Annotated in this window: 10 protein-coding genes; 1 reads left to right on the top strand and 9 read right to left on the bottom strand. The window is 56.1% G+C overall.

Annotated elements, in window-relative coordinates:
• Nucleotides 1-98 precede the first annotated feature (98 nt).
• Entirely contained in the window at nt 99-3,275 is a 3,177-nt protein-coding gene (locus tag ACPUC7_RS02355; RefSeq protein WP_494921607.1) for an Ig-like domain-containing protein, read from the top strand.
• 303 nt (nt 3,276-3,578) lie between these two features.
• Here the strand turns inward: ACPUC7_RS02355 and ACPUC7_RS02360 are convergent, their stop codons facing one another.
• From ACPUC7_RS02360 to ACPUC7_RS02400, 9 genes are all read right to left on the bottom strand, one after another.
• On the bottom strand, nt 3,579-4,088 hold the full coding sequence (locus ACPUC7_RS02360) for an Lrp/AsnC family transcriptional regulator (protein ID WP_008109584.1): 510 nt from the start codon (nt 4,086-4,088) through the stop codon (nt 3,579-3,581).
• Nucleotides 4,089-4,228: 140 nt separating this feature from the next.
• The gene (gabT, locus tag ACPUC7_RS02365) at nt 4,229-5,545 is read right to left on the bottom strand and encodes a 4-aminobutyrate--2-oxoglutarate transaminase (RefSeq protein ID WP_494921608.1); all 1,317 of its coding nucleotides are present in this window, start codon (nt 5,543-5,545) and stop codon (nt 4,229-4,231) included.
• Between the two features lie 142 nt (nt 5,546-5,687).
• Nucleotides 5,688-6,614: a 2-hydroxyacid dehydrogenase gene (locus ACPUC7_RS02370; protein WP_494921609.1), complete on the bottom strand. Its 927-nt coding sequence runs from the start codon at nt 6,612-6,614 to the stop codon at nt 5,688-5,690.
• The gene (locus ACPUC7_RS02375) at nt 6,614-7,459 is read right to left on the bottom strand and encodes a GNAT family N-acetyltransferase (RefSeq protein ID WP_494921610.1); all 846 of its coding nucleotides are present in this window, start codon (nt 7,457-7,459) and stop codon (nt 6,614-6,616) included. The genes ACPUC7_RS02370 and ACPUC7_RS02375 overlap by 1 nt, the downstream gene beginning before the upstream one ends.
• Nucleotides 7,460-7,594: 135 nt before the next feature.
• Nucleotides 7,595-9,259 (bottom strand): ABC transporter ATP-binding protein, encoded by a 1,665-nt coding sequence (locus ACPUC7_RS02380; protein ID WP_494921611.1) that lies wholly within the window; start codon nt 9,257-9,259, stop codon nt 7,595-7,597.
• On the bottom strand, nt 9,256-10,107 hold the full coding sequence (locus ACPUC7_RS02385) for an ABC transporter permease (protein ID WP_494921612.1): 852 nt from the start codon (nt 10,105-10,107) through the stop codon (nt 9,256-9,258). Before ACPUC7_RS02385 ends, ACPUC7_RS02380 begins: the two co-directional genes overlap by 4 nt.
• The gene (locus tag ACPUC7_RS02390; protein ID WP_343551295.1) at nt 10,107-11,060 is read right to left on the bottom strand and encodes an ABC transporter permease; all 954 of its coding nucleotides are present in this window, start codon (nt 11,058-11,060) and stop codon (nt 10,107-10,109) included. The genes ACPUC7_RS02385 and ACPUC7_RS02390 overlap by 1 nt, the downstream gene beginning before the upstream one ends.
• A 78-nt stretch (nt 11,061-11,138) precedes the next feature.
• The gene (locus ACPUC7_RS02395; RefSeq protein WP_343551294.1) at nt 11,139-12,743 is read right to left on the bottom strand and encodes an ABC transporter substrate-binding protein; all 1,605 of its coding nucleotides are present in this window, start codon (nt 12,741-12,743) and stop codon (nt 11,139-11,141) included.
• Nucleotides 12,744-12,893: 150 nt separating this feature from the next.
• Nucleotides 12,894-14,171 carry an NAD(P)/FAD-dependent oxidoreductase gene (locus ACPUC7_RS02400; RefSeq protein ID WP_494921613.1) on the bottom strand — a complete coding sequence of 426 codons (1,278 nt, stop codon included), beginning with the start codon at nt 14,169-14,171 and terminating at the stop codon, nt 12,894-12,896.
• Nucleotides 14,172-14,181 lie beyond the last annotated feature (10 nt).

Raw genomic sequence — 14,181 nt, forward strand, 5'->3', positions numbered from 1 at the left:
AAATTAACGCCTATACAGGCACCGTTTACGCCCAAAGAGATACTTCGCTGCCCACAATCTCGGGGACTGCCACCACTGAAATTGGCAAAACAGGCAGCATGGCAAAAATATACGTGGGCACCGAATATTTTGAAGTGCCTGTCGATCCGCTAACGGGTCACTATACCTGGACCGCCACCACGCCCATCCCTGACGGCGATTACAGCGTTTCCGTGACCATCCAGGACAAGGCGGGTAACCTTGGCAAACCAAACCTGATCACTCTCCGCGTGGATACCACACCGCCGGCCGCGCCAATCCTGCTGGATATGTATGACGACCAGGGCGCGGTAACCGGCAGCTTTGATAATGGCAAAACCACCGACGATAAGCGGCCTGAACTCACCGGCTTTGCCCAGGAAGGCACGACGGTTTACCTGCGCGATGCAACCGGCACAACCATAGGCAGCGCGGTCGCCGATGCCAAAACCGGCAAATGGGTGATGGTGCCGACTTCAGACCTAAAAGACGGCGTGAACAACCTGACATTGGTCGCTGAGGAAAACTTCGCGAGAAAGCTGCGTACTGGCACGCCTTCACCGGTGTTCTCTATTGTGATTGGCGCAGACACTTCCGTCCTCGCCGCAAACACGACCGCCATTAACCAAGAACTCCCCGCCCGCATCGAGGAAGAAACAGCGACTCAGGCTGCCGGCATTGACCCTATTGGCACGTTGGCCTACATCAAAACGGAATATGCCGAGCGGGACAGTGCGCTGCCAACCCTCGCAGGCGTAGCGACAACGGAAATAGGTAAGTCCGGCTCGATTGCGCAAATCATTGTGGGTACCGAATATTTCGAAGTCGAGATTGATCCCGTCACCGGCCGTTACTCGTGGACCGCTACCACCCCAATTCCTGATGGTGATTACAGCATCTCTATCACCATTAAAGACCGCGCGGGGAACGTGGGCGCACCTACGCTGGCCACCCTGCGTGTGGATACCACGCCGCCGGACGCACCAGACCTGATTAACCTGTACGACGACCAGGGTGCGATCACCGGCAGCTTCAATACTGGCAAAACCACTGACGATAAACGTCCAACCCTGACCGGTCTCGCTCAGGAAGGCACCACCGTTTACCTGCGGGACGAGAGCGGTAAAATCATCGGCAGCGCAGTGGCAGACAAGGTCACCGGCATCTGGAGATTGGAGCCGAATGAAGACCTGAAAGATGGCGTAAATAATCTGACTCTGGTCGCAGAGGAGAACTTCGCTAAAAATTTGCGCACAGGCCCCTCTTCGCCGGTTTTCACCATCGTGATTGGCGAGGATGATCGCATCCTGCCGCCAAACACCATTACCATCAATGACGCCTTCGATAATATGGGCGCTTTCACCGGTATCCTGGCCAGCGGTGCTCTGACCGATGACACCACGCCAACTTTACGCGGCGACGTCACTGCGGGTAGCAGCGTGACGGTTTACTATCGCCTTGCCGGCAGCAGCAGCTGGGCTGGCAGCGCAACGGCAACGGTTAGCGGAACCGAGTGGAGTTGGACGCCGGGTAGCGCCCTGCCTTTTGCAACCTACGAATTCCAGGCCACCATCGGCACGGCTCACAGCAACCTGTTTACCTTAGAAATCGCCAGTGCGGTGGACATTGTGCTGAAAACCCGCATTGAGTACGCCTATGATGATTTTGGCAATTGGCAAGGTACGCTAAGCAGCGGCGCGATAACCGATGATGAAACCCCAACACTGCATGGTCGAGGTGAAGCTAACAGCAAGTTGGTATTACGTTTCGCTCAAACCGGTCAGATCCCGAACACCGTGGTGATTGACGTTGACAGCAGTGGTAACTGGAAATGGACATCAGCAGCCAATCTGCCCACGGGTAACTGGAGTTTTGACGTGCAGCAGCAGGGGCAAACCAGCTGGAGTGACGCCTTCACCCTTAACATCGTCAGCGCCAGTGGCTTCGATCCGATCATTGATTATGCTATCGACGACGTGGGCGCTTCTCAGGGCAAAATATACAGCGGTGCTAATACTGACGACACCACGCCAACATTGCACGGTCGCGCTGAAGCCAACAGCCTCGTCTATCTGCGCTACAGCTCAGGCCAAACCCCGATTACAATTTCGGTAACCGCCGATAGCAAGGGTGACTGGAGTTGGGCCGCGCCTACGTTGGCTAACGGTAACTGGACGTTTGAAGCGCAGAAAACGGGTCAAATTGGCTGGAATGCTTTTAACTTAAAAATTGATACCACAATCTTTGTTCCTCGCCCAACCATCGATGATGTGCTTGATAACGTCGGCGGGATCAGCATTATTGGCAATAACGGTACCACCGATGACAATACGCCAACGCTGAGAGGTACTGGCGAAAATGGCGCGATGATTGAGATTCAACGCCAGTCTGGCAGCAGTTGGGTAACCATTGGACAAACCTCGGCCAATAGCGCCGGTAATTGGTCATATACGCCAAGCCAATTGGCCGATGGCTCGTACACATTCCGCGCAAAAGCTGCGTTAGGAAACAGTCAAAGCACATGGTCTAACAATTTCAAAATTCAGATTGATACGGTGCTTCCCCCATCAACCCCAGTGATTGTAGATTTTTGGGATAACGTCAACCATATTGATGGTGTCGGCGTGCGTTATTCAGGTCAGCTTAGCGATGACCTTAATCCTACATTCCGTGGCACTGCGACCCCCAACAGTATTCTTGTGCTTGAGGTTGATACTGATATTTACGACAGCGGTTTCGGTGAATATAGAAGAATCAATGTCGATCATACTGGAAAGTGGGAATATACATTGAGAAGTCCTACATTCCATAATTTTTATGAAATACGCGCCTACAGCATTTTGGCCGGTAAATACAGCGGCTATTCAAATGTTTTCAAGCATGCATTTTATCCAACATCATTACCTGATGATGGAACAGGAAAGTTTTCAAATTTGAACATTGATCTTCCTGATACTGAGCATGTTATTAATGTTAACAATGTTGTTGATAACGCGGTGAAAGTTGATGTAGCTCATTTACTCTCACATGGCGAAAAAAATCTGTTTATTGAAGATGGAAAAACACAGTTGATGGTAACTGGCGAAGAAGGCAGCGTTGTTCAGTTGGTCGATATTCTGCCTAAAGGCAGCGATATCCATCAATGGCAGCATCAGAACGGCACAGTCACCGTAGCGGGCGTGGAATATAACGTCTATAGCCACGGCAATGACGCGGAACTGCTGGTGCAGCAAGGCGTAAAAACTGAACTGGTTTAATGGTTGAATAATTATTTCAATCAAAATGGTTAAAACTCAACCACCGTATTTATTACGGTGGTATTTTTTCTGAAAAAAATAGCGCACCATTTGTAGCGGCGCGATTTATCGCGCATTTCAATGTTGGCATTGTGCCCGAACAGGCATTGCGCAATAAATTGCGCCGCTACGGCATCTTCGGTTATTGATTTCGGCATGTTGCTTAAATGCGTGGTCACCATAAATGGCGACCCTACAAAAACACGCCGTCATTTCGTAGGGTCGCCATTTATGGTGACCGTGTTTGCATCACCCAATTAAACCTCAACCAAACTCCACCGAATTCTGTTTGGAAATTAACGATCGTAACGGCACGCTGCTTTTCATAATCGGCGATTTAATCACGATATAACTGAAATACTTATCGATGCCGATCTGCGCATCCAGCATCTTCTCAATCACTTCCTGATAATGCTCAATGCTGCGGGTAATAAAGCGCAGCAAATAGTCATAGCCGCCGGTAATCAGATGGCATTCCATTAATTCATCCACCTCACGCACCGCGTTCTCGAATTTCATAAAATCTTCGCGGCGATGGCCCGACAACGTGACTTCGGTAAATACCGTCACGGAATCAGTGATTTTGGTGAGATTAATATGCGCTTCATAGCCATTGATGAACCCGGCCTGCTCCAGACGTTTCACTCGTTGCAAGCACGGGCTGGGCGACAGCCCAACGGCGTCGGCGAGATTGACGTTGCTAATACGGCCATCTTTTTGGAGTTGCACCAGGATATTGATGTCGATGCGGTCGAGTTTCATTAAGCCGTTCATAGCACCCCTCATTGTCAACCAATTAGGTTTAACCTCCCGAAGATATACCACGCTTTAAGGCAATTGTGCTATCTCGTTAACTGGTTCTACCAGCGGGAGGTTTTCAAATTACTACAACAATTTCAATGAGGAAGCGGATTTTATCCCAGACGACCCGTGGCGCGTGCCAGCGCGATATCGAAAATATGCAACGCCTCTTCCAGCTGCGAATCGGTGGTCACCAGCGGCGCGAGGAAACGCACGGTGTTGCGATGAATGCCGCACTTAATCAGCAGTAAACCTTCCTGGCAGGCGCTATCGAGGATCTTTTGCGTTAAGGCTGCATCCGGACGTTTGGTCTCGAAATCAATGATCTCCACCGCCTGCATAAAGCCAATGCCGCGCACATCACCAATGCAGGCATATTTCTCCGCCAGTTGCTGCAAACGTGCGTTGAGTTGCTCGCCCAACTGGTTGGATCGCGCTAACAGATTGTCATTTTCCAGCAGATCCAGCACCGCCAGCGCGGCCGCACAAGCCAGTGCATTACCGCCATAAGTACCGCCTAAACCGCCCGGTTGTGGCGCATCCATGATCGCCGCTTTACCCACCACACCGGAAATCGGCAAGCCGCCTCCAATGCTCTTCGCCACCGTCACCAGATCTGGCGTGATGCCGAGATGCTGGAAGGCAAACATCTTGCCGGTGCGACCAAAACCGGTTTGCACTTCATCGAGAATCAGCACGATGCCGTGCTTCTCAGTGATGCGACGCAGCGCCTGCATGAAGTTGGCGCCAGCTTGCAGGAAACCACCATCTCCCTGCACCGGTTCGATGATGATCGCCGCCACGCGTTCCGGCGCAATTTGCACCGCGAACAGTTGATCCAGCGCTTGCAGGCAATCGTCATCACTCACGCCATGAAACGCATTCGGGAACGGCAAACGATAAATGTCACTCGGGAACGGGCCGAAATTCTGCTTGTACGGTGCCGACATGCCGGTCAACGTGGTGCCAAGCAAGGTGCGGCCGTGGAACGCGCCGTCGAAAGCAATTATGCCGCTGCGTTTGGTGTGCGCACGTGCGATCTTCACCGCATTTTCTACTGCTTCCGCGCCGCTGGTGAAGAACACGCTTTTGAAATCTTCGCCGCCGCCGACCAGCACATTGAGGCGTTTCGCCAGCTCGATGTAACCCGGATACGCCACCACCTGGAAACAGGCATGCGACACTAAACCGAGTTGTTTAGTCACCGCATTGACCACCGCCGGATGGTTGTGACCAACGTTGAGCACGCCAATGCCGCCCACGAAATCGAGGTAGCGATTGCCCTCCACATCCCACACTTCGCTGCCTTTCGCTCGCTCGATCACCAACGGATGCGCGGTGACCACGCCACGTGGCACATGCTGCTCACGCGCGTCCAGTAACACGCTGTTATCGGTATATGTTTGCTGCTCCGCCATGACATTCTGCATTTTCTAAAACCCCTATCCACGTAACGTTCGGTTGGCTCAAGTATCGCAATCGCTTGGTTTGTCACGCTGCCGTAATCCACCAGACAGCGGCATTTCCTGTCAAAATCAGAGGCTAATCAGCAGGGAAATTTGGCGTGCTGCATCAGTAGCCGCGGCTGCGATCAATCACGCCAACCATCGGCTCGCCGCGCTGAAAACGCCGCAAATTGTCGAGCACTGCCGACACCGCGCTGTTGGTTTGCGTGGAGCTGGCGATGTGTGGCGTCAGCCAAATTGCTGGATGCTGCCAGAATGGATGTCCGGCCGGCAGCGGCTCGGGATCGGTGACATCAATCACCGCCGCGCTGAGTTGCCCACTCGCCAGCGCCGCCAGCAAATCCTCTTCATTGAGCTGTGGACCGCGTCCGACTTGTACCAGCGCCGCGCCCGCTGGCAATTGGGCAAACAGCGCTGCATTGAGCAAGCCGCGCGTGCTGTCGGTGAGCGGCAGCAAGCACACCAGAATGTCGCTGTGGGCGAGGAAATCGGCTAACTGATCGCTACCGTGCCAGCAGCGTACGCCAGCAATCTCTCGCGGTGTGCGGCTCCAGCCAGCGCAATCAAAACCCAGCGCCACCAGCTGCTGCAAAGAGGCTTGCCCGAGTTCGCCCAAGCCCATCACGCCAACGCGACGTTGATTGGCGGTACGAATCGGATGGGTTTGCCACTGTTCGGCACGCTGCTGCTGGAAGTAGCGCGGCATATCGCGATGCAAACCCAGCACGGCAAAAGTGACGTATTCGACCATGCCTTGCGTCAGGCCGGGTTCGATCATGCGTACCACCGGCAAATCCGGCGGCAATTGGCTGAGATCAAACTGATCGGCACCCGCGCCGACCGAAAGCAGCGCTTTCAGATTGGGAAAGGTGGTCATCAGGTTTTCTGGCGGCTGCCATGCCACCAACAGTTCCACCTGGTTGGCATCGCCGATATCCGGCCAGATGTGCATTTGAATGTCTGGCGCATGTTCAGCCAGCCAGCGCTGCCAGCTGGCACCGCGCGTCGGTTCAGATTTGTAAACGATATGCATCAGGCCATCGCCTGGGTCATCAACCCAAACGCCTGCATCTCACCGGCTTGCGGCGACCACGGCGCTCCCCGAATCATGGTGGTTGGCGCATCGACCTGCACCAAACCCAGCGTTTCCAGCCATGCGGCCAGCGGCAGCGCGCCATCGGTGTCGATACGCACGAACTCGCCGCGCAGACCTTGCATTAAGGCGGCAATCAGCATTTGTGCGCTTTCGAGATTAAGCGCGATCACCGGACCAATCGCATAACCGTGACCGAAGCGGCGCAGGCTGGCAAAACCCTGCATGCGTTGGTTGGCATCTTGCAGCAACACGGTTTGATATTCGGCGATCAAGCTGTTGATCAATGTTGGCCGCCACATGCCGTGCGCTTGCTGATCCAGTTTAGTTAGCAACTCGGCATCAGCCGGTTGCGCATTGCGCAGCGTGAGATCGGCAGGAATGTGAACGCAAGGTACCGCTGCCAGCTCGCGGGTTTGATGCTGCTGAATGTGGCCAGTAATTTTAAAGCCGAGCTTTTCGTATAAACCTTTGCCCATTTCGGTGGCGTGTAAGCGGATGTTGTAGTCGGGGAATTTTTCCATCACCGCTAGCATCAGCTGCTTGCCGATACCGCGCCCCTGAAATTGCGGGTTGACCACCACCAAACCTATGGTCGCCGCCCGCTCGCCCCAGCGCCAGCCAAAGGCGCTGCCGACGAATGCGCTGTTTTCTTCCGCGACTACGCCTTCGCCCAGCGTGAGCGCTTGCAGCCAGTCTTCGCGGCGGTGCGGCCATTGCAGTTGTTGGGTGATGGCGTAGCCGTGTTCAATGTCGTCACGCATCATGGCGCGTAGTGTAATCATGGTTGTTCCTTGTTAATCAGGTCACCATAAATGGCGACCCTACATATTTTGGCGCGGTCTGCGGTCACCATAAATGGCGACCCTACGGGTAGGGGCGGGTTTTCGTAGGGTCGCCATTTATGGTGACCTCACACCCTACTCCGCCTTCAACACATCCTCGTGCTCATCCAGCCAGCCTTGGCGCAACTCCGGCACCGCACGTTTCAGGCGTTCGAAATAGAGCTCGCTGGTCGGCTTATCATAGTCGGCACGCGCAATCTGGGTGACAATCTTGCCGGATTGCATCACCACAATATCGTCGCACACCGCGCGCACCGCATGCATGTCGTGGCTGATAAACAGCACTGACAAGCCTAACTCGCGGCGCAGTTCGCTGATCAGATCCAGCACTGCCGCCGCCACTACGGTATCCAGCGCCGAAGTCACTTCATCACACAGAATCAGATCCGGGTCCGCCGCCAGCGCACGCGCCAAATTGACGCGCTGTTTCTGCCCGCCAGACAGCGCCCACGGACGCCGCCACAGCACGGTGCGCGGCAGTTTCACCAGGTCCAGCAGTTGATACAATCGCGCCTTGAGCGCCGGGCCTTTCAGTCCGTGGAACAGCACCAGCGGGCGCGACAGAATCTGCTCGACGCTGTGTGCCGGGTTCAGCGCAGTGTCGGCCATCTGGAACACATATTGAATGCGGCGCAGTTCATTGTCCGGGCGCTTATGCATGTCGCCATTGATGTAGTGGCCGTTAAACAAAATATGGCCGTGGCTCGGCGCATTCAGTCCAGCAATGGCGTGCGCCAGCGTGGTTTTACCGGAACCCGATTCGCCGATGATGCCAATCGCCTGGCCTTTCCATAACTTAAGGTTGATGTCTTCGAGGATACGGATCTTCTGCTGACCCTTGCTGTCACGCGGGCCATAACCGGCGCTGAGATCGCGCACTTCCATCAGCGGCTGCATCTCTGCATCGGCACAGGTCCAACTGCTTGGGCGCTCTTTCTGCCGCGCCGCATCCATTAGCAGTTGGGTGTATTCGGCCTGCGGCGCGCCAATCAGGCGCTCGGTGGTGCCATATTCGGCCATTTGTCCGCGCAGCAGCACCAGAATGCGGTCAGCCATTTGCGCCACCACCGCCAAATCGTGGCTGACGTAAATCGCCGTCACGCCACGCTGCGCCACCACGCGACGAAACGCTTTGAGCACTTCCACTTGGGTAGTCACATCCAGCGCGGTGGTTGGTTCGTCGAGGATCACCACATTCGGATCGCCAATCAGCGCCATCGCGGTCATCAAGCGTTGCAACTGTCCACCGGAAACCTGATGCGGAAAACGATCGCCGATGGTTTCTGGATTCGGCAGCGCCAGCTCGCGGAACAGCGCAATCGCCTTCTGTTTGGCCTCTTTGCGCTTCATGGTGCCGTGAATCACCACCGGCTCAATCACCTGATCAAGAATGCGCATGCCGGGATTGAATGAGGCCGCCGCACTCTGCGCGATGTAGGCCACTTTATTGCCACGAAACTCGCGCAGTTGGCTTGGCGTCAGGCTGCGCACATCGGTGCCCGCCATGTGAATATTGCCGTCGGCGATACGGCAGCCGTGGCGCGCGTAGCCCATCAGCGCCATCGCAATGGTGGTTTTGCCGGAGCCCGATTCACCAATCAGCGCCAGCACTTCGCCCTTTTGCACCGTGAAACGGATATCGGAAACCAGATCGATCTCTTCGCCTTTATCGGTCTGCGCAGTAACACGCAGGTTCTCAACCGAGATCACCGGCATGGCGGTATGTGGCGTCACGTTCATGCTCCCTCCTTCGCCAACGTCAGCGGACGCATCTGCTGCAAGCTGTCGATAAACAGGTTCGCGCCGATCGTTAAGCTGGCGATCGCCACCGCAGGCATCAGCACCGCAGGTGAACCGTTGAACAAGCCCTGGATATTCTCGCGCACTAACGTGCCCCAATCGGCGTAAGGCGGCTGCACGCCGAGGCCGAGGAAGCTCAAACCGCTGAGCAACAACACGATGTAGACAAAGCGCAGGCCGAAATCGGTCAGCATCGGATGCACCATATTCGGCAGGATGTCGTGAATCGCCACGTACCAGCGGCTTTCACCGCGCAGCCGGGAAGCACGAACGTAATCCATATTGCGCAGGCTACTCGCCATGGCAAACGCGATGCGAAACGCACCAGGCCAGTAAGTGAAGATGGCGGTGAGAATCAGCATCGGCAGCGATGATCCGAACACCGCAACAATCATCAGCGACAACACTTTGCCCGGCAGCACTAATAAGGCATCGTTGATGCGGCCGAGTAACTCTTCCAGCCAGCGTCCAGCAACCGCCGCCAGCAGCGCCAGCAAGGTGCCAATGATGCTGGCACACAGCGCGGCGGTGAGCGCCAGACCAATCGAGAACTTCGCGCCATACAGAATGCGGCTGAGGATGTCGCGCCCAAGATAATCGGTGCCGAGCAGGTTGGCGCCGGTCATGCCACCGAGCATCGGCCCGCCGCCGATATCCTCCACGCTGTGCGGCGCTAACTGCGTGCCAAACAGCGCCATGCACAGCCAAAACAGCGAAATCAGCAGCCCAATTCGGCCCGAGAGCGACAGCGCCTGAAATAAGCGCACAGGAAGCAGTAAGCTATTCATCAGCTTCTCCATTTCGGGTTAAAGGCGATAGTCAGAATGTCGGCCACCAGCAGCAGCACCAGATAACAGGCGGCGAACAGCATCACGCACAATTGCACCACTGGCAGATCGCGGTTGCTGACCGCATCGACCAGGGCGCTGGCTAAACCGGGATAACTAAAGATCGATTCGATGATGATCACCCCGCCGAACAAATACGACAGGCTGAGTGAGATGGCATTGGCAATCGGCCCGACCGCATTCGGCAGCGCGTGACGTAACACCGCGCGCAGCGGCGACACGCCTTTCAGCAGCGCCATTTCCAGATACGGGCTGTCGAGCTGATTGATGATGGCGGAACGCGTCATGCGCGCCATTTGCGCCACCAGTACGCAGCATAAGGTCATCACCGGCAGCGCGTAGGCTTTCAGGTAGCTGATCACATCCATGTTGGGGCTGCCGAACGACATCGCCGACACCCAATGCAGTTGCACCGCGAAGATCAGTACCGCCACGGTAGCGACTAAAAATTCCGGTACCGCCACCGTTGCCATGGTGCTGATCACCAGGAAGCGATCCAGCGCCGATCCCCGATTCATCGCCGCCACAATGCCGATAATCAACGCCAGCGGCACACAAATCACCGTGGTGATGCCCGCCAGTTGCAGCGTGGCGGGAATGCGTTGTTCCACCAGTTGCAGCACCGGCAGATGGCTGGCAAATGAGGTGCCGAAATCACCCTGTAGCATGCCGGTGAGCCAGGTGAAGTAACGCACCAGCAGCGGCTGATCCAATCCCAATTGTTGACGTAACGCCGCCACCGTTTCCGGCGTGGCGTTTTGTCCCAGAATCATCTGCGCCGCGTCGCCGGGCAGCAGGCTGGTGATAAAGAACACCACCGCCGAGACGATAAGTAAGGTCAGGATGCCAGCACCAGCGCGGCGGGCAATCAGAAACAACATGTATCGGTTCATCGGCGATCTCCTGGTACAGAATCATCGGGCACAGGCGAATCGGTCACCATAAATGGCGACCCTACAACACCCGCAGCGTTAGGCATTCAACCAGGCAAACTCATGGAAGCGATAGCCCATCATCATGCCGCTTGGCCATGCCTCAACGCCGCCGACTTTCTTGCTGTAACCGTCGGTGGAGCTGATAAAGGTCGGGATGATGGTGCCGCAGTGATCGTAAATCAGCTTCTGCATGTCGCCGTACATCTGCTTGCGTTTGCTCTGCTCGCGTTCGCCGCGTGCCGCCACCACCAACTGATCGAACTGATCGTTCTTCCAGCCGGATTCATTGTTAGATGCTGTCGAGAGATAGAACTGCGAGAACAACATATCCAGCGTCGGGCGCGGGTTAATCGAGCCGTAACCCACCGGATCTTTGGTCCAATGCGTTGACCAATAACCGTCGTACGGCACGCGGCGCACTTTGATGTTGAGTCCGGTGCTGCGTGAAACCTGCTGAATTAACTGACCGCCTTCCACCGAACCTTCGATGTTCGGCGTGGTGATGATCTCCACCGTGGCGCCTTTCATGCCCGCTTTCTCGATGTGGAACTTGGCTTTCTCGGCATCCAGCGGACGCGGTTTGAGATCGGCGTTATACAGCGGATGCCACGGCGGTACTGGCGTGTCGTTACTGACGTCGCCGTAACCTTGCAGTACGGTTTTCACCAGAATGTCGCGCGGTTGCAGATACTTCATCGCCAGCACGAAATCTTCGTTGCTGCCCGGTTTCACATCGGTGCGAATGATCAGGTTGGTGTACATGCCGGATTTACTCTCCAGCACCGCGAAATCCGAGGTGGCTTTGATGCGATTGCAGTCAGCCGCGCTCAAAGTGGAGACGATGTGCAGATCGCCAGACATCAGTGCATTGACGCGTGCCGCTTGATCGGTGACGCCCAGCAGTTCCACTTCGTCGAGATGCGGCAAACCCGTTTTGTAGTAATTCGGGTTTTTCACGCCCACCGAACGCACGCCCGGCGTGAACTCTTTCAGCTTGAACGGCCCGGTGCCGATGCCTTTGCTGAAATCTTTGGTGCCATCCTGCACGATAAGGAACGGCGCGCTCGCCAGCATAAACGGCACGTCAAAGTTGGCCTGGCTGAGTTCCAGCGTCACTTCGTTGTCGTTGACGGCGGTGAAGGTTTTGAATTGATCCGCCAGTTTGAAGGCGTTAGAGGCGACCGCCGGATCTTTGTGGCGGCTCAGCGAGTAAATCACGTCTTTGGCGGTCAGCGGTTTCCCGTCGTGGAAAGTGACGCCTTTGCGCAGTTTGATCTGCCAGGTGATGCCATCGCTGGAATCAATCGATTCCGCCAGCGCCGGTTGCACCGCGAGGCTTTTATCCAGCTCAGTCAAACCGCTATAAACCATAAACTGGCGGGTATAATCGCCGCTGTTATTGCCTTTGGCCGGATCCAGCGTATCGGTGGCTGAGGCGTTGGACATTGCGGCGCGCAATTTGCCGCCTTTCACCGGCGTGGTGGCGGCGAAACTCATTTGCGGGAAACCGATAATGCCGCTGCTCATCACCGCACCGGCAGACAACAACTTCATCAGGCCACGCCGCGACATCGATCCTTCGGTCAACATACGCGTTAAGGCCGGATTTACAGCGTCAGACTCTTTATCGAATTTACTCATCTGCACACCCTCAATATGAATTGTTGTTTGTTTGGTTCTGCGCGTTTTGCCTGGTCACCCTAAATGGCGACCCTACAAGCCATTAGCGTAGGGTCGCCATTTATGGTGACCTTCCCGATGGACGCGCGAACCGTTACGACACCCCTGAAATCACGACAACCGATCCTTGGCTTTGTAATACAACCCCGCGAGGGGCAAAAACCACGGTTTCCCGTGATAACCGGGCAGCGCAGGCCATGCGTCGCGCTGCCAGGGATTTTCGTTGCGTTTCTCGGCCAGCAGATCGGCCATCACACGGCCCATCCACACCGACATCTGCGTGCCGTGCCCGCTGTAACCCATCGAATAAAACACGCCATCTTGCTCACCGGCATGTGGCAGGCGGTCGGCTGTCATATCCACCATGCCGCCCCAGCAATAATCGATGCGCGCTTTGCCCAACGGCGGGAATAGCGCGGTCATCGCCGCACGCAGCACGTCGCCGCTGCGGGTGTCCGAAGTGGGATTGCTGACGGCAAAACGTGCGCGGCCACCAAACACCAATCGACGATCGGCGGTGGTGCGGAAATAGTTGCCGATATTCAGCGAGGTCACGTAGGTACGGTCGCGCGGCAAGATCTGCTCAATCAATTCATCACCCAGCGGCGCGGTGACCACGATAAAGCTGCCAACCGGCACGATACGGCGCTGGAACCACGGGAATGGCCCTTCGTTCGACACGCCAGTCGCCATCATCACTTTGTCGGCAATGATCTCGCCTTTGGCGGTGGTGACGCGGTGACGATAACCGTCGAGACGGGTTAAGCCAGTAACCGCATGATGCGGGAAGATCTTCGCCCCGCTGCGTGCCGCCGCTTCCGCCAGGCCAACACCAAATTTGCCCATGTGCATCTGCCCGCCACGTTTTTGCAGCAGGCCGCCGTGGAAGCTGTCGCTGCCGACTTCGCGGCGAATCTCATCTTTGCCGATCAGTTCGATTTCCGGATCAACGGTGTCGCGCATCAGTTGCCACGCGCTGCGTAAACCGGGGAAATGCGAGGCTTTGCTGGCGAGCTTGAGCTTGCCGCACAGGCGGAAATCGCAATCGATCTTCTCCTCGCGTACCAACTGCTCGACGTAGCTCACCGCATCGTCATACGCCCGATAGAAGCGGCTGGCCTGCTCGATTCCCTGGCTCTCTACCAACGAGGCAAAGTTCTGCGCCACACCAGTGTTGCAGTGTCCGCCGTTGCGGGCTGATGCCTGGCTCATCACCTCGCCGCTCTCGAGCAGCACCACATTGATGCCGCTACGCGCCAGGTTGAGCGCCGTCGAGACGCCGGTAAAGCCACCGCCAATCACCACCACGTCCGCCACGCTCGGCAGTTCGCCGGTGGCAGCTCCGCCGAAGGCGGGCGCGGTGGCTTGCCAGAATGATTCGAGTTTCATCGCCGCCTCC

The sequence above is a fragment of the Pantoea sp. CFCC18179 genome (assembly GCF_059412405.1).

Excerpts from the sequence above, each read along its gene's own strand:
- ACPUC7_RS02355 (WP_494921607.1), top strand. The coding sequence starts at position 99 with ATGGCAAAAATATACGTGGGCACCGAATATTTTGAAGTGCCTGTCGAT.
- ACPUC7_RS02360 (WP_008109584.1), bottom strand. The coding sequence starts at position 4,088 with ATGAACGGCTTAATGAAACTCGACCGCATCGACATCAATATCCTGGTG.
- gabT (WP_494921608.1), bottom strand. The coding sequence starts at position 5,545 with ATGCAGAATGTCATGGCGGAGCAGCAAACATATACCGATAACAGCGTG.
- ACPUC7_RS02370 (WP_494921609.1), bottom strand. The coding sequence starts at position 6,614 with ATGCATATCGTTTACAAATCTGAACCGACGCGCGGTGCCAGCTGGCAG.
- ACPUC7_RS02375 (WP_494921610.1), bottom strand. The coding sequence starts at position 7,459 with ATGATTACACTACGCGCCATGATGCGTGACGACATTGAACACGGCTAC.
- ACPUC7_RS02380 (WP_494921611.1), bottom strand. The coding sequence starts at position 9,259 with ATGAACGTGACGCCACATACCGCCATGCCGGTGATCTCGGTTGAGAAC.
- ACPUC7_RS02385 (WP_494921612.1), bottom strand. The coding sequence starts at position 10,107 with ATGAATAGCTTACTGCTTCCTGTGCGCTTATTTCAGGCGCTGTCGCTC.
- ACPUC7_RS02390 (WP_343551295.1), bottom strand. The coding sequence starts at position 11,060 with ATGAACCGATACATGTTGTTTCTGATTGCCCGCCGCGCTGGTGCTGGC.
- ACPUC7_RS02395 (WP_343551294.1), bottom strand. The coding sequence starts at position 12,743 with ATGAGTAAATTCGATAAAGAGTCTGACGCTGTAAATCCGGCCTTAACG.
- ACPUC7_RS02400 (WP_494921613.1), bottom strand. The coding sequence starts at position 14,171 with ATGAAACTCGAATCATTCTGGCAAGCCACCGCGCCCGCCTTCGGCGGA.